Source organism: Halomonas sp. LBP4 (genome assembly GCF_003202205.1).
Lineage (GTDB): Bacteria > Pseudomonadota > Gammaproteobacteria > Pseudomonadales > Halomonadaceae > Halomonas > Halomonas flagellata.
This window is the reverse complement of record NZ_PDOG01000001.1, coordinates 785,063-802,448: the sequence shown is the minus strand read 5'-3', so window position 1 is coordinate 802,448 and position 17,386 is coordinate 785,063. Positions and strand designations below refer to the sequence as shown.

General features: G+C 68.3%; 14 protein-coding genes. 11 read left to right on the top strand and 3 right to left on the bottom strand.

Annotated features, from left to right (window positions below; genetic code table 11):
* The first annotated feature begins 181 nt into the window (after window positions 1-181).
* From yrfG to rsd, 9 genes are all read left to right on the top strand, one after another.
* Window positions 182-871 carry a GMP/IMP nucleotidase gene (yrfG, locus tag CR157_RS03725; RefSeq protein ID WP_110282174.1) on the top strand — a complete coding sequence of 230 codons (690 nt, stop codon included), beginning with the start codon at window positions 182-184 and terminating at the stop codon, window positions 869-871.
* The gene (gene hslR, locus CR157_RS03720) at window positions 864-1,253 is read left to right on the top strand and encodes a ribosome-associated heat shock protein Hsp15 (protein WP_110282173.1); all 390 of its coding nucleotides are present in this window, start codon (window positions 864-866) and stop codon (window positions 1,251-1,253) included. The genes yrfG and hslR overlap by 8 nt, the downstream gene beginning before the upstream one ends.
* A gap of 12 nt (window positions 1,254-1,265) precedes the next feature.
* On the top strand, window positions 1,266-2,141 hold the full coding sequence (gene hslO / locus CR157_RS03715) for an Hsp33 family molecular chaperone HslO (RefSeq protein WP_110282172.1): 876 nt from the start codon (window positions 1,266-1,268) through the stop codon (window positions 2,139-2,141).
* Window positions 2,142-2,427: 286 nt separating this feature from the next.
* On the top strand, window positions 2,428-4,017 hold the full coding sequence (locus CR157_RS03710; protein WP_110282171.1) for a phosphoenolpyruvate carboxykinase: 1,590 nt from the start codon (window positions 2,428-2,430) through the stop codon (window positions 4,015-4,017).
* 155 nt (window positions 4,018-4,172) lie between these two features.
* Window positions 4,173-4,670: a peptide-methionine (R)-S-oxide reductase MsrB gene (msrB, locus tag CR157_RS03705; protein ID WP_110282170.1), complete on the top strand. Its 498-nt coding sequence runs from the start codon at window positions 4,173-4,175 to the stop codon at window positions 4,668-4,670.
* Window positions 4,671-4,769: 99 nt separating this feature from the next.
* Entirely contained in the window at window positions 4,770-7,118 is a 2,349-nt protein-coding gene (locus CR157_RS03700) for a Tex family protein (RefSeq protein WP_110282169.1), read from the top strand.
* Window positions 7,119-7,350: 232 nt separating this feature from the next.
* Window positions 7,351-8,976 (top strand): glutamate--cysteine ligase, encoded by a 1,626-nt coding sequence (gene gshA / locus CR157_RS03695; protein ID WP_110282812.1) that lies wholly within the window; start codon window positions 7,351-7,353, stop codon window positions 8,974-8,976.
* Window positions 8,973-9,518, top strand: a complete 546-nt coding sequence (locus CR157_RS03690; protein ID WP_258364054.1) for a disulfide bond formation protein B — start codon at window positions 8,973-8,975, stop codon at window positions 9,516-9,518. The genes gshA and CR157_RS03690 overlap by 4 nt, the downstream gene beginning before the upstream one ends.
* Before the next feature lie 231 nt (window positions 9,519-9,749).
* Entirely contained in the window at window positions 9,750-10,256 is a 507-nt protein-coding gene (rsd, locus tag CR157_RS03685; RefSeq protein ID WP_110282168.1) for a sigma D regulator, read from the top strand.
* Window positions 10,257-10,461: 205 nt separating this feature from the next.
* Here the strand turns inward: rsd and CR157_RS03680 are convergent, their stop codons facing one another.
* The gene (locus CR157_RS03680; protein ID WP_110282167.1) at window positions 10,462-13,527 is read right to left on the bottom strand and encodes an efflux RND transporter permease subunit; all 3,066 of its coding nucleotides are present in this window, start codon (window positions 13,525-13,527) and stop codon (window positions 10,462-10,464) included.
* Window position 13,528: 1 nt separating this feature from the next.
* A complete protein-coding gene (locus CR157_RS03675) occupies window positions 13,529-14,647 on the bottom strand; it encodes an efflux RND transporter periplasmic adaptor subunit (protein WP_110282166.1) in 1,119 nt (372 codons plus the stop codon).
* A 252-nt stretch (window positions 14,648-14,899) separates the two neighbouring features.
* On the opposite strand from CR157_RS03675, the gene CR157_RS03670 reads away from it, so the two are divergent.
* Entirely contained in the window at window positions 14,900-15,874 is a 975-nt protein-coding gene (locus tag CR157_RS03670) for a malate dehydrogenase (protein WP_110282165.1), read from the top strand.
* 164 nt (window positions 15,875-16,038) lie between these two features.
* On the opposite strand, the gene CR157_RS03665 is transcribed toward CR157_RS03670, so the two are convergent.
* On the bottom strand, window positions 16,039-16,695 hold the full coding sequence (locus CR157_RS03665) for an HAD family hydrolase (protein WP_110282164.1): 657 nt from the start codon (window positions 16,693-16,695) through the stop codon (window positions 16,039-16,041).
* Window positions 16,696-16,869: 174 nt separating this feature from the next.
* Here CR157_RS03665 and CR157_RS03660 point away from each other — a divergent pair, with 174 nt between their 5' ends.
* Window positions 16,870-17,361 (top strand): RNA pyrophosphohydrolase, encoded by a 492-nt coding sequence (locus CR157_RS03660; protein WP_110282810.1) that lies wholly within the window; start codon window positions 16,870-16,872, stop codon window positions 17,359-17,361.
* Window positions 17,362-17,386: the final 25 nt, after the last annotated feature.

Genomic DNA, 17,386 nt, shown 5'->3' with positions numbered 1-17,386 from the left:
GGATGTTCTTCTGATTCCGCCTCACCCCTGGAATCGGACCCCCTCTTCGACCTGTCCCCGGCGCCTCTCGCTTTGGGTAACGGCGATTGCCCTGGGTCGTCGAGTGGGTGGAATGCGCCGTCGGCATCGATTGGGTACAATATCATGCCTTTCGCCACCACCGACGCCATCCGGAGCCGCGATGATCGACTGGCGCGCCATCGACACCGTCCTGCTGGACATGGACGGCACACTGCTGGACCTGCACTTCGACAGTCACTTCTGGCTGGAGCACCTGCCTCGGCGCTATGTGGAACTGCACCGCCTGGACGAGGCCACCCAGGAGGAAGTGCGCTCGCGGGTCCTCCACGAGAAGGGCACCCTGAACTGGTACAGCCTGGCCTACTGGAGCCGCGAGCTCGATGTCGACATCGTCGCCCTCAAGCGCGAGATACAGCACTTGATCGGTCTGCGCGGCGATGCCCTGGACTTCCTCAAGTGGCTCAGGCGGGCCCACCCCCGGGTGGTGCTGGCCACCAATGCCGACCGCGAGAGCCTCGAGCTCAAGCTGCCGCTCACCGGACTCGAGGCCTATCTCGACGCCATCGTCTCCTCGGCCGACCTCGGCGTGCCCAAGGAGGAGCAGGGGTTCTGGTTCGCGCTGCAGGAGGTCGAGCCCTTCGATCCGAGCCGCACCCTGTTCATCGACGACAACCCCTCGGTGCTGGAGAGCGCCCGCGAGTTCGGCATTCGCTACCTGCTGGGCATCAAGCGGCCCGACAGCACCCGCCCCGAGAAGGACCTCGAGGAGTTCATCGCCCTGGACCGCTTCGCCGCCATCCTGCCCGGCAACCTCCCGCCGACGGCAGAAGAGGGGAGTGGCCATGGATAGCGTGCGGCTCGACAAGTGGCTGTGGGCGGCCCGCTTCTTCAAGACCCGGGCGCTCGCCAAGAAGGCCATCGAGGGCGGCAAGGTGCACTACAACGGCACCCGCGCCAAGACCAGCAAGAGCGTCGAGATCGGCGCCCTGGTCCGCGTGCCCCAGGGCTGGGACATCCTGGAGGTCGAAGTGGTGGCGCTCTCCGACCAGCGCCGCGGCGCACCCGAGGCCCGCGAGCTCTACCGCGAGACGCCGGAGAGCGTCGCGCGCCGCGAACGCGAGGCCGAGGCCCGCCGCCTGACCAACCAGGCCATGCAGCATCCCCTCAAGCGCCCCGACAAGAAGCAGCGCCGCGAGATCCAGCGCTTCCAGCGTCGGCAGGACGACGACTAGACAGAGAGATTCATGACCGACCAGATCCAGCGTTTCCTCTTCGACAACACCAATGTGCGCGGCGAGATCGTCACCCTCGAGCGGGCCTACGCCGAGGTGCTCGAGCGCCACGACTATCCCCCGGTGGTCAACCGCCTGCTCGGCGAGCTGCTGGCCGCCGTGGCCCTGCTCACCGATATGGTCAAGCTCGACGGCACCCTGAGCATCGAGGTGCGCGGCCAGGGGACCCTCGCGCTGCTGATGGCCGAGTCCAACCCCGGCGGCGAGCTGCGCGCCATCGCCCGCCTGGCCGAGGACCGGCCGATCCCCGGTGACGACACCGGCTTTCGCGAGCTGCTCGGCCAGGGGCAGATCATGATCACCATCGATCCGACGGAAGGGCACCGCTATCAGGGCGTGGTGGCGCTCGACCGGGACAGCCTGGCCAGCTGCCTGGAGGACTACTTCACCCAGTCGGAGCAGTTGCCGACCCGGCTGTGGCTCACCGCCGACGGGGCCCGTGCCGGTGGCCTGCTGCTGCAACGCCTGCCCGACGAGTCGATGAACCGGGACGCCGATGCCTGGGAGCGCACCCAGCAGCTCGCCGCGACCCTGAAAAGCGACGAACTGCTGGGGCTCGAGCCGCTCGAGGTGCTGCGCCGCCTCTATCACGAGGAGACCGTGCGGGTCTTCGACCCCAGGGCGCTGCACTTCGGCTGCACCTGTTCCCGCGAACGCATCGCCTCCACGCTGCTGACCCTGGGCGAGCAGGAGCTGCGCGAGGTGTTGGCCGAGCAGGGCAGCATCGACACCCAGTGCCACTTCTGCCATACCCGCTACCACTTCCCGGCCGCCGAGATCGAGGCGCTGCTCGCCTCGCCGGATGGCTCGCCGCCCACCCTGCATTGACGTGGCGGTTGTCGGCGGCGGTGAGAGCCGGCAGGGCAATGCTGCATGGCACAATCGATTTTGTAGCGAACGGCTTCGATGTAGTAGTAAAACTACATTAAGTTCGGCCAAGAGCGGCGTTTCCCGCCGGCCCTCTTTTTGCCATAATGGCGCCGCTTTTCATCGGCACGATCGCCGCCACAACGAGACGGGAATACCCGCACCCGGCGATCGGTGGCACGACACCCGATGCGTCATCGACGCCCGGCAAACGAGAGAGAACCGGCCGCAAGGCCCAGGAATCGACATGACCACGACCCAAGCCGCTTCCCAGGCTGCCAGTGTGCAGCAGGCCGCCACCGCCCAGGCCCACGTCAACCTCAGCAGCGCCGAGCTGATCGAGCGTGCCGTGACCCGTGGCGAAGGCCGCCTGGCTGCCAACGGTGCCCTGGTGGTGAACACCGGTGTGCGCACCGGCCGCTCGCCCAAGGACCGCTTCATCGTCGACGAGCCGTCCACCAGTGCGCAGATCGACTGGGGCAGCGTCAACCGTCCCTTCGACAGCGGCAAGTTCGACGCCCTCTGGGCGCGCGTCGAGACGCACCTGAACGGCGGCGAGCGTTTCGTTTCCGAACTGCACGTGGGCAGCGACCCGGTTCACTACCTCCCGGTGCGGGTGACCACCGAGACGGCCTGGCACAACCTCTTCGGTCGCACCATGTTCGTGCGCCCCGAGGCGTTCAACCCCTCCGCCAAGGAGGCGTGGACCATCCTCAACGCTCCCTTCTTCGAGTGCGACCCGGCCCGTGACGGCACCAACAGCGACGGCTGCGTGATCCTCAATTTCGCCCAGAAGAAGGTGCTGATCGCCGGCATGCGCTACGCCGGCGAGATGAAGAAGGCGATGTTCTCGGTACAGAACTTCCTGCTGCCGGCCTCCGACGTCCTGCCCATGCACTGCTCCGCCAACGTCGGCGAGGACGGCGAGACCACCCTGTTCTTCGGCCTCTCCGGCACCGGCAAGACCACCCTTTCCGCCGACCCGGCGCGCTTTTTGATCGGCGACGACGAGCACGCCTGGGGGCCGGGCACCGTCTTCAACATCGAGGGCGGCTGCTACGCCAAGTGCATCGACCTCTCCGAGAAGAACGAGCCGGTGATCTGGAAGGCGATCAGGTTCGGTGCCGTGCTCGAGAACGTGGTCCTCGATGATCGCCGCGAGCCCGACTACACCGACGACAGCCTGACCCAGAACTCGCGTGCCGCCTATCCGCTGGAGCACGTCGACAAGCGCGTGCCCGAGAACCGCGCCGGCGAGCCCAACGCCATCATCTTCCTGACCTGCGACATGTCCGGCGTGCTGCCGCCGGTCTCGGTGCTCTCCAAGGAAGCCGCGGCCTACCACTTCCTCTCCGGCTACACCGCCAAGGTCGGCTCCACCGAGATGGGCTCCTCCGCCGGTCTCGAGGCGACCTTCTCCACCTGCTTCGGGGCGCCCTTCTTCCCGCGCCCGGCGCGCGAATACGCCGATCTGCTGGTCAAGCGCGTGGCGGCCAGGGACGCCCAGGTCTACCTGGTCAACACCGGCTGGACCGGCGGTGCCTACGGTGAGGGGGGCGCGCGCTTCTCGATCCCGACCACCCGCGCCATCATCAGCGCCATCCAGTCCGGCGTGTTGCGCGACATCGAGACCCGGCACATCGACGGCCTGAACCTCGAGGTGCCGGTGTCCGTGCCGGGCGTCGACTCCCGCCTGCTCGACCCGCGCGAGACCTGGGCAGACAAGGCCGCCTACGACCGCCAGCTGAACGAGCTGGCCGCCAAGTTCGTCGACAACTTCAAGAAGTTCGACGGCGTCAACGAGGCCATCGTCAAGGCCGGGCCCAGCCTGATCTGAGGTGATGTTCGACAGCGAACCGCCGGTGTCGCCGGCGGTCTGAACGGGGGAAGGGCACGCGCCCTTCCCCCGTTTTCTTCATGCATCCGGATTGCCTTGCCTGTCGAGGCGTAGGGATAGGGAGAAACGGCGATACCCAACGCGGGAGGCTTGTCATGCAACGACGCCATTTCCTGGGAATGCTGGGGGCGGGCGGTCTGGCCGGGCTGGTGCCGGGTCTGGCCGGCGCGCGTCCCAAGCTGGAGCTCAGCGCCGCCCCCGGCGTCGAGCCGCTGGAGCTCAGCGACGCCGAGTGGCGTGAGCGGCTGACCCCCGAACAGTACGAGATCCTGCGAGAGGAGGGCACCGAGCCACCCTTCTCCAGCCCGCTGGACAAGGAGTGGGGGGACGGGGAGTACCGCTGCGCCGGCTGCGACCTGCTGCTGTTCACCAGTGCCATGAAATACGACTCCGGCACCGGCTGGCCGAGCTTCTTCGAGCACGTCGAGGGGCACCTGCTCACCAGCGTCGACTACTTTCTGGTCTTCCCGCGCACCGAGTACCACTGTGCCCGCTGCGGCGGCCATCAGGGCCACGTGTTCGAAGATGGCCCCGAGCCCACCGGCCTGCGCTGGTGCAACAACGGCCTGGCCTTGCGTTTCAGCCCGGCATAGCCGGGCTGAAGCCTTAAGCTTCCAGCTTACGGCTCCCGGCGCAGCCGGGCTTGTGGTACCTTGTCGCGATTCGTTCTCGTGCATCAGCGAAGGGGTTACATGGACGCCACCAACCGCATCATCACGCGCCTCGCCGAGGAGCTCGCCGTTCGCCCGCAGCAGGTCACGGCCACCGTGGAACTGCTCGACGGCGGGGCCACCGTGCCCTTCATCGCCCGCTACCGCAAGGAAGTCACCGGGAGCCTCGACGACACCCAGTTGCGCACCCTCCACGAGCGCCTGGGCTACCTGCGCGAGCTGGAGGAGCGCCGGGTCGCCGTGCTCGCCGCCATCGACGAGCAGGGCAAGCTCACCGACGAGCTCGCCGGCCTGATCCGGGCCGCTGACACCAAGCAGCGCCTCGAAGACCTCTACCTGCCCTACAAGAAGAAGCGGCGCACCAAGGCGCAGATCGCCCGCGAGGCAGGCCTCGAGCCGCTGGCCGATGCCTTGCTGGCCGACCCGACCCTCGACCCCGGGACCGAGGCCGCGAACTACCTGCGCCCGGCGGAGGGCGACACCCCGGCCGTCGAGGACGCCAAGGCGGCACTCGACGGCGCCCGCCAGATCTTGATGGAGCGCTTCGCCGAGGACGCCGAGCTGGTGGGCCGGCTGCGCGAGCGGCTGTGGGACGAGGGCGAGCTCAGCGCTCGGGTCATCGGTGGCAAGGAGCGCGAGGGCGCTAAGTTCTCCGACTACTTCGAGCACGACGAGAAGCTCGCCAAGGCCCCGTCGCACCGGGCGCTGGCGATGTTCCGCGGCCGCAACGAGGGCGTGCTGACCCTGGCCATCCGCCTGCCCGGCGAGGAGGAGGCCCCGATCCATCCGGCCCAGGTGGCCATCGCCAGGCACTTCGATATCCGCGACCAGGGCCGCGCCGCCGACAAGTGGCTCGCCGACGTGGTGCGCTGGACCTGGCGGGTCAAGCTCTACACGCACCTCGAGACCGAGCTGCTGGGTCGGTTGCGCGAGCGCGCCGAGCAGGAGGCGATCGGGGTCTTCGCCGCCAACCTCAAGGACCTGCTGCTGGCCGCCCCGGCCGGGCCCCGGGCGACCCTGGCCATCGACCCCGGCCTGCGCACCGGCTGCAAGGTGGCGGTGGTCGATGCCACCGGCCAGTTCCTCGAGCATGCCACCATCTATCCCCATGCACCCCGCAACGCCTGGGACGCCTCCCTGGCCGAGCTGGCCAGGCTGGTGGAACGGCACGACGTGGCGCTGATCGCAGTGGGCAACGGCACCGCCAGCCGCGAGACCGACCGGCTCGCCGGCGACCTGGTCAAGGCCTTCGCCGGCCGGCGCGCGCTCTCGAAAGTGATGGTCAGCGAGGCCGGCGCCTCGGTCTACTCCGCCTCGGAGTACGCCTCCCGGGAGCTGCCCGACCTCGACGTCACCATCCGTGGAGCGGTCTCCATCGCCCGCCGCCTGCAGGATCCGCTGGCCGAACTGGTCAAGATCGAGCCCAAGTCGATCGGCGTGGGCCAGTACCAGCACGATGTCTCCCAGCTGCAGTTGTCGCGCAGCCTGGAGGCGGTGATCGAGGACTGCGTCAACGCCGTGGGGGTGGATCTCAACATGGCCTCGAGCGCGCTGCTCTCGCGGGTCGCCGGCCTCAACCCGGGCCTGGCCGAGAACATCGTCGCCCGGCGCAACGCCGAGGGCGCCTTCACCAGCCGCAAGCAGCTGCTCGAGGTGAGCCGGCTGGGGCCCCGGACCTTCGAGCAGTGCGCGGGTTTTCTGCGCATCATGAACGGCGACAATCCGCTGGATGCCAGCGCCGTGCACCCCGAGGCCTACCCGCTGGTGGAGCGCATCGCCAAGCACAACGGCCGGGAGCTCGCCGGCCTGATCGGCGACAGCGCCGCCCTCAAGGCGGTCAAGCCCGCCGATTTCGCCGACGAGCGCTTCGGCGTGCCCACCGTCAGCGATATCCTCGCCGAGCTCGACAAGCCGGGCCGCGACCCGCGCCCCGAGTTCAAGGCCGCCGAGTTCCGCGAGGGCGTCGAGACGCTCAAGGACCTCGAGCCGGGCATGATGCTCGAGGGCAGTGTCACCAACGTCACCCACTTCGGCGCCTTCGTCGACATCGGCGTCCACCAGGATGGCCTGGTGCATATCTCGGCGCTCTCCGAGAGGTTCGTCGAGGACCCCCGCTCGGTGGTCAAGGCCGGTGACATCGTCAAGGTCAAGGTGATGAGCGTGGACCTGGAGCGTGCACGCATCGGGCTCTCCATGCGCCTCGACGACCAGCCCGGCGAGCTGGATGGTGGCAAGCCGCGCCGCGGCGATGGCGACGAGCGCCGTCGCGGCCAGGGCAAGGCGTCGCGCAAGGGAGGGCAGCCGGCGGAGCCGGCCGGTCAGGTGGGCGCCCTGGGGGCGGCGCTGCTCAAGGCCAAGCGCAAGCGCTAGCGTGACGAGCCACGAGCCACGAGCCACGAGCCACGAGCAACACTGCTGCCCGATGCCCGAAGCCGCTCTCGATAGTTCGCCGAAGCCCGAAGCCCGAGATTCGAAGCAGGCTAACCTTGAATCGCCGCCTGTCGGCACCATAATCTGACGTTTCATGGGTGCCCGGCAGGCCGTCGGGCACCCGCAACGATTGCGAACCGTGAAGCGCGCCCCTCCGGCCGGCTTCCACGACATGGGGTGTATTCTCTTGTCCGACACACTCGCTACCCTCATCGAGCGTCTCAAGGAACCCGCCCGACGGGGGCTGATCGGTCGCCTGCGCCGCGGCATCGAAAAGGAGGGGTTGCGCGTCGACGAGGCGGGGCGCATCGCGTCCACGCCACACCCGGCCGCCCTGGGGTCCAAGCTCACCCATCCGCACATCACCACCGACTATTCCGAGGCGCTGCTGGAGTACATCACCCCGGTCTTTAGCCGCCCTGGCGACGCCATGGCGTTTCTCGCCGACCTGCATCGTTTCAGCTATCGTCACCTGGGCAGCGAACTGATCTGGCCGGCCAGCATGCCGGCCAGGCTCGACGGCAACGACAGCGTGACCATCGCCGACTATGGCGACTCCAACGTGGGCACCATGAAGCACGTCTACCGCAAGGGACTCGACGTGCGCTATGGACGGATCATGCAGGCGATCGCCGGGGTGCACTACAATGTCTCGCTGCCCGACGACCTCTGGCAGCAGCTGCGCGAGCTCGATGGCGCCGGTGGCACGCCGATGAACGACTACCGCTCGGCGCGCTACTTCGGGCTGATCCGCAACTTCCGTCGCCACAGCTGGCTGCTGCTCTACCTGTTCGGTGCCTCGCCGGCCCTGGACCGCAGCTTCCTGGCCGGCGGCGAGGTGCCCGACAGGTTCGAGGCCCAGGGTGACGAGACCCTGGTCTCGCCTCATGCCACCAGCCTGCGCATGTCCGACCTGGGTTACCAGAACAAGGTCCAGGCCCAGCTGAAGATCTGTTTCAACTCGCTCGCCAACTATGTCAATACCCTGCGCCATGCGATCTCCACCCCCTGGCCGGCCTACCAGGCCCTGGGCGTGCACGAGAACGGCGAGTGGCGCCAGCTCAATGCCAACATCCTGCAGATCGAGAACGAGTACTACAGCGACATCCGCCCCAAGCGGGTGGCACGCCATGACGAGACCCCCAGCCAGGCCCTGGAGGCCCGCGGGGTGGAGTACATCGAGGTGCGCTGCCTCGACCTCAATCCGCTGCTGACCCTGGGCATCGACGAGGCACAGATCCACTTCCTCGATGCCTTCCTGATGTGGTGCCTGCTCTCCGAGAGCCCCTGGATCCCCGACGAGGAGTGCGACCGCCTCGACGATAACCGTCGGCTGGTCGTCGAGCGCGGCCGCGACCCCGAGCTGCGCCTGACCCACCATGGCCGGCAGCGCTCGATCGCCGACTGGGGGGACGAGATCCTCGGCGAGGTCGGCCAGGTCGCCGACCTGCTCGACCTGCTGGAGGAGGGCCGCCCCCATCGCGAGGCGGTGGCCGCCATGCGGCCGCGACTCGACGACCCGTCGCTGACCCCGTCCGGCATGCTGCTCGACCGCCTGCGCGAGCGCGGCGAGGAGTTCAGCGACGCCATGCTGGCGATCGCCCGGGGGCAGGGCGAGCGGCTGCGCGAGGAGCCCCTGGACCCCGCCCGCCAGGCGCTGTTCGATCAGCTGGTCGAGACCTCTCACCAGCAGCAGAGCGATATCGAGGCCGCCGACGTCGAGGGCTTCGACGACTTCCTGGCCCACTACTTCACCCGTGCCCGTAAGTCCCGGCTGAGCAACGAGGACGCCTCGTGACCCAAGTACTCTCTCATCTCTCCGTTCGCCAGTGGAGCCTGGCGGGGCTCGCCTTCTGTGTGCTGATGATGGCCGTGGCCCTGGGGCTGGAGCACCTCGGCGGGCTCGAGCCCTGCCCCCTGTGCATCTTCCAGCGGGTGGCGGTGTTGTCCGCCGCCACGGTGTTCGGCGTCGCCGCCATCCACAACCCCGGGGGCCGGCTCGGCGCCGGCCTCTACGGGGGGCTGTCGCTGGCCGCGGTGGCCGGCGGCATCACCGTGGCCTGGCGCCATCTCTGGCTGCAGTCGCTGCCCGCCGACGAGGTGCCCAGCTGCGGTCCCGGGCTCGACTACATGATGGATATCCTGCCGCTGCGCGACGTGGTGTCCATGGTGCTCTCGGGCTCCGGCGAGTGTGCCGAGATCGACTTCCTGCTGCTCGGCATCTCGCTGCCCGGCTGGACCCTGATCGGTTTCCTGGTGCTGGCGCTGGCCTCGCTGGGGCTGCTGCTCACCGCCTTTCGGGAACGGCAGCGGGCGGATGCGCCGGTCGAGTCGCCATGACAAGGTTGCTATGACAACGGCATCGGATCGATAAATTCGACTCGAAATCCGTATTTCTCGCGACGATCGGGCATGAGTGACACCCGAACGTGAGCCCTGCGTTAGAGAGAACCGGCCGGCAGGCGGATCTCCTCGAGCAACGGGATTGACAGCGGCCCCGGCAGGGGTGAGTCTGTGGACTCGACGGCCGGGCGGATGACGTCATCGGCATCATCGAGCAAGGGAGGCCCCATGCTGGAAGACTGCAAGACCGCGCTTGAGCGCTGGGGTGGCGTGCACGACCTGATCGACCGCTGGCTCGACGAGCGTCGCGAACTGCTGGTCAACTTCCTCGAACTCAAGGAAGCCTGCGATGCCGAGCTGGAAGCGGTGAGCAAGTCGCGCATCGACGCCTTCAGCGAGCTATTGATGGACTACATCAGTGCCGGCCATTTCGAGATCTACCCCCAGTTGCGTGAAGAGGCCAGGGCCTTCGACGACGACGAGGCACTGGGAATCGCCGACCGGCTGCTGGAGCGCCTGGAGATGTCCACCGAGCTGGTTCTCGCCTTCGATGCCGACTACGAGAGCCCGATGCGCTGCCAGCAGAACCTGGCGCGACTCCCGGCCTGGATCGATCGCCTGGTCAAGGGGCTCACCGAGCGCTTCATGCTGGAGGATCAACTGATCGCCCGCCTGCATGCGGCCCATGCCCCCGATGCCGCCCGTGAAGAGGCCAGGGCGCAGACCCGGGTCTGAAAGTGCGGTGCCCACCGACACCGACCCTGCTGCTGGCGCCCGCCTGACAGATGACCGCCAGCGCCGCAGAGCGTGGCTTCCCACAGGGTGATCGATGCCTGCCCTGTAAGAACTCCTCCAGGGCGAGCAGATGCCTGCCATGCAGGAACTTGGCTCTGCCGATCGGCGCCGGCAGGCGCCCCCGCAGTGGCCGCCATAGCCTCTCCTACACGCTTTCCTTCCTGTGCTTCGCCCCCAGCACCAGCATGCAGGGGGTGAGCAGCAGCGTCAGCCCGGTGGCGAAGGTCAGGCCGCCGGCGATGGCGCTGGAGAGCTGGGTCCACCACTGGGTCGAGGGGGCGCCCAGCCCCAGGCTCGGGGCGAAGAGGTTGACGTTGACCTCGAGCACCATGGGCATCAGCCCCAGCACCGTGGTGACGGCGGTGAGCAGCACCGGGCGCAGGCGCAGCCCCCCGGCCTCCAGCGCCGCTTCTGCGGGAGCGAGCCCCTCGCCACGCAGCTGGTTGTAGGTGTCGATCAGTATGATGTTGTTGTTCACCACGATGCCGGCCAGGGCGATGATGCCCATGCCCACCATGACGATGCCGAAGGGCTGGGCGTTGACCAGCAGGCCCAGCAGCACCCCGGCGGTGGAGAAGACGATGGCCGAGAGCACCAGCGCCGCCTGGTAGAAGCTGTTGAACTGAGTGACCAGGATCAGCGCCATCAGCGCCACGGCCACCAGGAAGGCGGTGATCAGGAAGCGGCTCGCCTCCTCCTGCTCCTCCCGCTCGCCGGCCACGTTGACGATCACTCCCTCGCGGGCCGGGCCGGCGGCCTCGAGCAGGGCATGCAGCCGCTCGTCGGGTCGGTAGCCCTCCTCCACGTCGGCCTCCAGGGTGATCGCCCGGCGCCCGTCGATGCGGTGCAGGGTGCCCACCTTGGGCGCCGGCTCCAGGGTCACGAAGTGGGAGATCGGCACCTGCCCCCGGACGGTGTTCAGGGTCAGCCGCCCGAGCTGGTCCAGCGAACGGTGGCCCTCGGGCAGGCGCACCCGGATGTCCACCTCGTCGTTGATCCCGGCGGGACGATAGCTGGCCACCTGCAGACCGGTGGTGATCAGCTGCACGGCGCTGCCCACCGTGGCCACGTCGGTGCCGAAGCGCGCCGCGGCCTTGCGGTCCACCATCACCCGCCATTCCACCCCGGGCAGGCTACGGTTGTCCTCGATGTCGCGGAAGCCGCCCAGCTCGATCATCCGCCGGCGCAGCTCGTCCACGGTGCGGTCGATCAGGGCATCGTCGTGGCTACTCACCTCCAGCACGATGGGCTTGCCCGCCCCGGGGCCCGCCTCCTGCTCGCGGAACTCCAGCCGGATGCCCGGCAGGTCGGCGGTGCGCCCGGCCATGTCGGCCAGTATCGCGCTGGCCGGGCGACGCTGCTGCCAGTCGATCAGTTGGAACTGCAGCACGCCGATGACGTCGCTGCCGATCTGCTCGTCGGGGGTCGCGAAGGAGCGGGCGTAGATCGCCTCGACCTCGCTCATGCCGGCCAGTCGAGCCTCCACACGGCGCACCACCGCATCCTTCTCGATTGCCGAGAAGTCGCCGCGGGAGCGCACCAGCACCTGGGCGCTGTCGGGCTCGACGCTGGGGAAGAACTCGACACCGTGATTGAAGCGGGCATAGGCGGTGTAGATCAGTCCCATCAGCAGCAGGGCGCCGAGCAGGGTCCAACCGGGCCTGGTCAGCAGCCGGGCCAGCAGGCCGCGGTAGAGGCGCCCGCCCAGGGTGACCATCTCCTCGGCGCTTACCGTCCGCGAGGCGCGGGCGCCGAAGACGCCGCCCAGGGTGGGCAGGAACACCAGGGCCATGGCCAGCGAGGCGAGCAGGGAGAGGATCACCGTGGTCGGCAGGTACTTCATGAACTCGCCCACCACGCCGGGCCAGAACAGCAGCGGCACGAAGACCGCCAGAGTGGTGGCGGTGGAGGCGATCACCGGCCAGCTCATGCGCGCGGCGGCGTTGACCCAGGCCTCGCGCGGTACCTGGCCCTGGCGCAGGTGGCGGTCGGCCAGCTCGCTGACCACGATGGCACCGTCCACCAGCATGCCCGCCACCAGGATCAGCGCGAACAGCACCACGATGTTGAGGGTGTAGCCAATGGCCCAGATAAGCAGGATGCCGGTGAGGAAGGCGCCGGGGATGGTCAGGCCCACCATCAGCGCGTTGCGCACGCCGATGGCGGCCAGGATCACGATCAGTACCAGGACCACCGCGGTCAGCACGTTGTTGAGCAGCTCATCGAGCAACTGCTCGACCAGCGTGGACTGGTCCATGATGGTGGTGATCTCCAGTGCCTCGGGGAGCAGGTCCGGGCCCTGCTCGAGCCGCTCGCGCACCCGGGCGATGGTGGCGATGAGATTGGCCCCGGTGCGCTTGGTAATTTCCAGCACCAGTGCCGGCTGATCGTCGATGCGCGCGAAGCCCTCGGGATCCTTGAAGGTGGGGTGGATCCAGGCCACGTCGCCGAAGGTCACCACCCGGTCGCCGTCGACCTTCACCGGCATGGCCATCACGTCCTCGAGGCGCTCGATCACCCCGGGCACCTTGAGCGCCACGCGGCCGGCACCGGTGTCCAGGCTGCCCGCCGCCACCAGGCGGTTATTGCGGCTGACCTGGTTGAACAGGGTGTCGAAGTCGACGCCGTAGCTGTCGAGCACCAGGGGGGCGACGACGATCTCCAGCAGGTCCTCGCGTTCGCCGCCGATGTCGACCTCGAGCACCTCGGCGATGCCCTCGAGCTCCTCCTCGAGCCGGCGGGCCAGGGCCAGTTGCCGAGTCTGCTCCAGGGGGCCGGAGAGGCCGATCGAGAGCACCGGGAAGAGCGCCACGTTGATCTCCCTCACCCGCGGCTCGTCGGCCTCGCTTGGCAGCTCGCTCCTGGCGATATCGACCTGCTCGCGCACATCGGTGAGGGCCTGGTCGGGGTCGAAGCCGGCATCGAACTCCAGCATCACCGAGGCGTGGCCCTCGCTGGACTGGGAGGTCACCTTGCGTACCCCCTCGATGCCGCGCAGCTCCTGCTCCATGGGCCGTATCAGCAGGCGCTCGCCGTCTTCCGGGCTCACTCCCTCCAGGGTCATGGAGACGTAGATCAGCGGGATGGGGACGTCGGGGTTGGCCTCCTTGGGCACCGCCTGCCAGGCCGCCAGGCCGGCGAGCAGCAGCGCGACCAGCAGCAGCAGGGTGGTGCGCCAGCGATCCAGCGCCGCCTCGATCAGGGAGCGCATGTCAGGGCGGCTCCGGTCCCGAGAGGGCGTTCGCCGGCTCCGGCATGGTCTCGGCGGGAACCGCCGTGACCCGGTCGCCGGGAGCGACGAAGCCGCCGCCCAGGGTGATCAAGCGCACCCGCTCGGGCAGGCCGGCCACCCGGGCCTCACCGGCGTCGGCGTCGATCAGCTCGACACGGTCGCGCCGCACGCGGTCGTCGTCGTCCAGGTGCTTGACCGCTAGCCGGCCCGCCTCGTCGAGCTCGAGCAGGGCCAGCGAGAGGCGGTGGACCCGGCGCACCGGCAGGGTGACGATCAGGCTGGCGCTGGCGCCGGCCAGGCGGCGCCGTGCGGGATTGTCCGCAGCCACCTCGATGCGGAAGCTGCGGGTGCTCTCGTCGGCGCGGCTGGCCACATGGGTCAGTTCCCCGGTGAGTCGCGAGCCGTCGAGCGGGCGCAGCTCGGCGTCCAGGCCCGGCGTGAGGCCCTGGGCCTCACGCTGCGGGACCCGGCCGCTGGCGACCAGGCGACTGTCGTCCACCAGGCGGCCCCAGCTTTCGCCGACCTGCAGCAGGTCGCCGGGCTCCACGTCGAGGCGGTCGAGAACGCCGTCGAAAGGGGCGGCGGGGCGAGTCTCGTCGAGCTGGCGGCGCAGCGCGGCCAGCTCGGCCACGGCTCGGGCGGCGCCGCTGTGCAGGCGCAGGTAGTCGATGTTGGAGATCAGGTCGCGTCGGCGCAGCTCATCGGCCCCGGCCAGCTCCGCCCTGGCCAGGGCGAGCTCCGCCTCGGCCTGCTCGAGCCGCTCGGGCAGCTCGTCCCTGGCGATCTCGAGCAGCACCTCGCCACGCGCCACCCGGCTGCCCAGGGCCACGGGCAGGGTCGACACCCGCCCGGCCTGGCGCGCGCGCAGCTCCAGCTCGCGATGGGCCTCGAGCTGGCCCTGCACCACGAGTCGCGGCGCATGGTCCTCGGCCAGGCGCTCCACCACTTCGACGCGCGGCGGTTCGGAGACCTCGGCCTCGCCGGCGAGGGGCGCGGTGTCGCGGAACCGCTCGAAGTCGCCCAGGGCGAGCCACAGCAGCAGCACCAGCACCAGGCCGATGGCCAGCAGCACGGAAAGCGGGGGGCGAGGGCGAGACATTCGGACCTTCCCTGGTTCGGCACGATGTTCGGGGGCGAGGGCGCGGGCAATCGACACAGGATAGCGCAGTGGCGGCGAGGGTGTCTCGAGTCGGGGACACGCCTTGGCGCAGGGGCCTCCTAGTCGCAGGTCGAATTGAGTTTTAGGTACTGCAGGCATACCATCTTGGCGGTTCGAATCCCGGGCGGGCACCGCTCCGCCCGGCTCATTCGCATGGCGACAACCCGCGCGTTGACAACCCAAGGAGCCACCATGAAAGACCCCGTCCGTATTGCCATCACCGGTGCCGCAGGCAACATCAGCTACTCGCTGGCCTTCCGCATCGCCTCCGGCGACATGCTGGGCAAGGACCAGCCGGTCATCCTGCAACTGCTCGAGATCACCCCGGCACTGGAGGCCCTCAACGGCGTGGTGATGGAGCTCAACGACTGCGCCTTCCCGCTGGTGCAGGACATCGTCGCCACCGACGACGCCAACGTCGCCTTCAAGGATGCCGACTACGCCCTGCTGGTCGGTGCCCGTCCGCGCGGCCCGGGCATGGAGCGCAAGGACCTGCTGGAAGCCAATGCGGCGATCTTCTCCGTCCAGGGCAAGGCGCTCAACGACAACGCCAGCCGCGACGTCAAGGTCCTGGTGGTGGGCAACCCGGCCAACACCAACGCCCTGATCGCCTCCTGCAACGCGCCGGACCTGGACCCGGGCCAGTTCACCGCCATGACCCGCCTGGACCACAATCGCGCCCTGACCCAGCTGGCCCAGAAGACCGGCAAGCACGTCACCGACGTGGAAGGCATGATCATCTGGGGCAACCACAGCGCCACCCAGTATCCCGACATCGCCCACTGCAAGGTGGCCGGTACCCCCGCCGCCGAACTGGTCGAGCGCGACTGGTACGAGAACACCTTCATCCCCGACGTGCAGCAGCGCGGCGCCGCCATCATCAAGGCGCGCGGGGCCTCCTCTGCCGCTTCCGCCGCCTCCTCGGCGATCGACCACATGCGTGACTGGGCGCTGGGCAGCAACGGCATCGTCAGCATGGCGATCCCGGCCGACGGCAGTTACGGCATCGAGCCGGGCATCATCTACTCCTACCCGGTGGTGTGCCAGAACGGTGCCTACGAGATCGTCCAGGGCCTCGAGCTCGACGACTTCAGCAAGCAGAAGATGAAGGCCACCGAAGACGAGCTGCGCCAGGAGCGTGCCGCCGTCGAGCACCTGCTTGGGTAAGCTTTAAGCCTTAAGCTTGAAGCTGGAAGAAAGAAACCCCGCCAGGATTCACCTGAGCGGGGTTTCTTTATGCGTCTTGGTTTATGTTCTGACTTCCAGCTTCCAGCTTCCAGCTTCCAGCTTCCAGCTTCCAGCTTCCAGCTCTGATCCGGGCGAAGCCCGGATCAATCCCGCAGGCTGATGATCTTCCAGCCCTTCCGCTCGGCCACCTCGCGCAGGGTGGGGTCCGGATCCACCGCCACCGGGTGCTCCACCAGCTCGAGTAGCGCCAGGTCGTTGTGGGAGTCGCTGTAGAACCAGGCGTCGTCCAGGGTCAGCTCCTTGTCGGCCAGCCAGGCCTCCAGGCGCTCGACCTTGCCTTCCCGATAGCTGGGGGTGCCGCTCACCTTGCCGGTGTAGCGGCCGTCGACGATCTCCGGCTCCACGGCGATAAGGTTGTCCACTCCCAGGCGTTCGGCGATGGGGCCGGTGATGAAGCGATTGGTGGCGGTGATGATCAACAGGATGTCGCCGCGGGCACGGTGGCGTGCCACCAGCTCCTCGCCCCTGGGCAGGATGTGCGGCTCGATCTTGCTGGCCATGAACTGCTGGTGCCAGGCGGCGAGCTGCTCGGGGCTGTGCTCCGCCAGGGGCTTCAGGGCCACCTCGAGGAAGGCGTGGATGTCCAGGGTCCCGGCCTCGTAGTCGGCCAGGAAGCGATCATTGGCTTCCCGGTAGGCCACCGGATCCACGGCGCCCTGCTCCAGCAGGAACTCGCCCCAGGCATGGTCGCTGTCGATCGACAGCAGCGTATTGTCCAGGTCGAAGATGGCCAGGCTCACGGCAACTCCTCATTGATTATCAACAAGTCGGTATGGGGTCAGATGCGAAGGCTGGCGATTATGGCAGAACCGCTCCTCGGCTGCGAGCCGTCGGCATGCGACGCAGAGTGTATTGATGCGCTTCGTGGCCTTGTGGAAGAATGGTTCCAATTGTGGATTCATAAGGTGAAGCCCGTGATCGACGCTGACGGCTTTCGCCCCAATGTTGGCATCATCATCGCCAACGAACAGGGGCAGCTGCTTTGGGCGCGTCGGGTAGGGCAGAATGCGTGGCAGTTTCCCCAGGGAGGCATCAAGGCGAACGAGACACCGCAACAGGCACTTTTTCGCGAGCTGTACGAGGAAATCGGCCTCACCGCCGATGACGTCGAGGTCCTTGCCTGCACCCGGGGCTGGCTGCGCTACCGCCTGCCGCGACGCATGATTCGCACCAACTCACGGCCGGTCTGCATCGGCCAGAAGCAGAAGTGGTTCCTGCTGCGGATTCGCTGCCAGGAGAACCGGATCTGCATGGATGGCTCCCCCAAGCCGGAATTCGACGGCTGGCGCTGGGTCAGTTACTGGTACCCCCTGGGGCAGGTGGTACCCTTCAAGAGAGAAGTCTACCGGCGTGCCCTGCGGGAGCTATCCCCGCGGGCCCAACGGCTGGCTCTCGGCCACGGTTAGGAACACCGTGGCGGCGGCCGGGTCT

Coding starts and splice junctions, on each gene's coding strand:
- CR157_RS03680 (WP_110282167.1), bottom strand. CDS start 13,527: ATGCGCTCCCTGATCGAGGCGGCGCTGGATCGCTGGCGCACCACCCTG.
- msrB (WP_110282170.1), top strand. CDS start 4,173: ATGCAACGACGCCATTTCCTGGGAATGCTGGGGGCGGGCGGTCTGGCC.
- CR157_RS03710 (WP_110282171.1), top strand. CDS start 2,428: ATGACCACGACCCAAGCCGCTTCCCAGGCTGCCAGTGTGCAGCAGGCC.
- CR157_RS03670 (WP_110282165.1), top strand. CDS start 14,900: ATGAAAGACCCCGTCCGTATTGCCATCACCGGTGCCGCAGGCAACATC.
- hslO (WP_110282172.1), top strand. CDS start 1,266: ATGACCGACCAGATCCAGCGTTTCCTCTTCGACAACACCAATGTGCGC.
- CR157_RS03700 (WP_110282169.1), top strand. CDS start 4,770: ATGGACGCCACCAACCGCATCATCACGCGCCTCGCCGAGGAGCTCGCC.
- rsd (WP_110282168.1), top strand. CDS start 9,750: ATGCTGGAAGACTGCAAGACCGCGCTTGAGCGCTGGGGTGGCGTGCAC.
- yrfG (WP_110282174.1), top strand. CDS start 182: ATGATCGACTGGCGCGCCATCGACACCGTCCTGCTGGACATGGACGGC.
- hslR (WP_110282173.1), top strand. CDS start 864: ATGGATAGCGTGCGGCTCGACAAGTGGCTGTGGGCGGCCCGCTTCTTC.
- gshA (WP_110282812.1), top strand. CDS start 7,351: ATGGGGTGTATTCTCTTGTCCGACACACTCGCTACCCTCATCGAGCGT.
- CR157_RS03675 (WP_110282166.1), bottom strand. CDS start 14,647: ATGTCTCGCCCTCGCCCCCCGCTTTCCGTGCTGCTGGCCATCGGCCTG.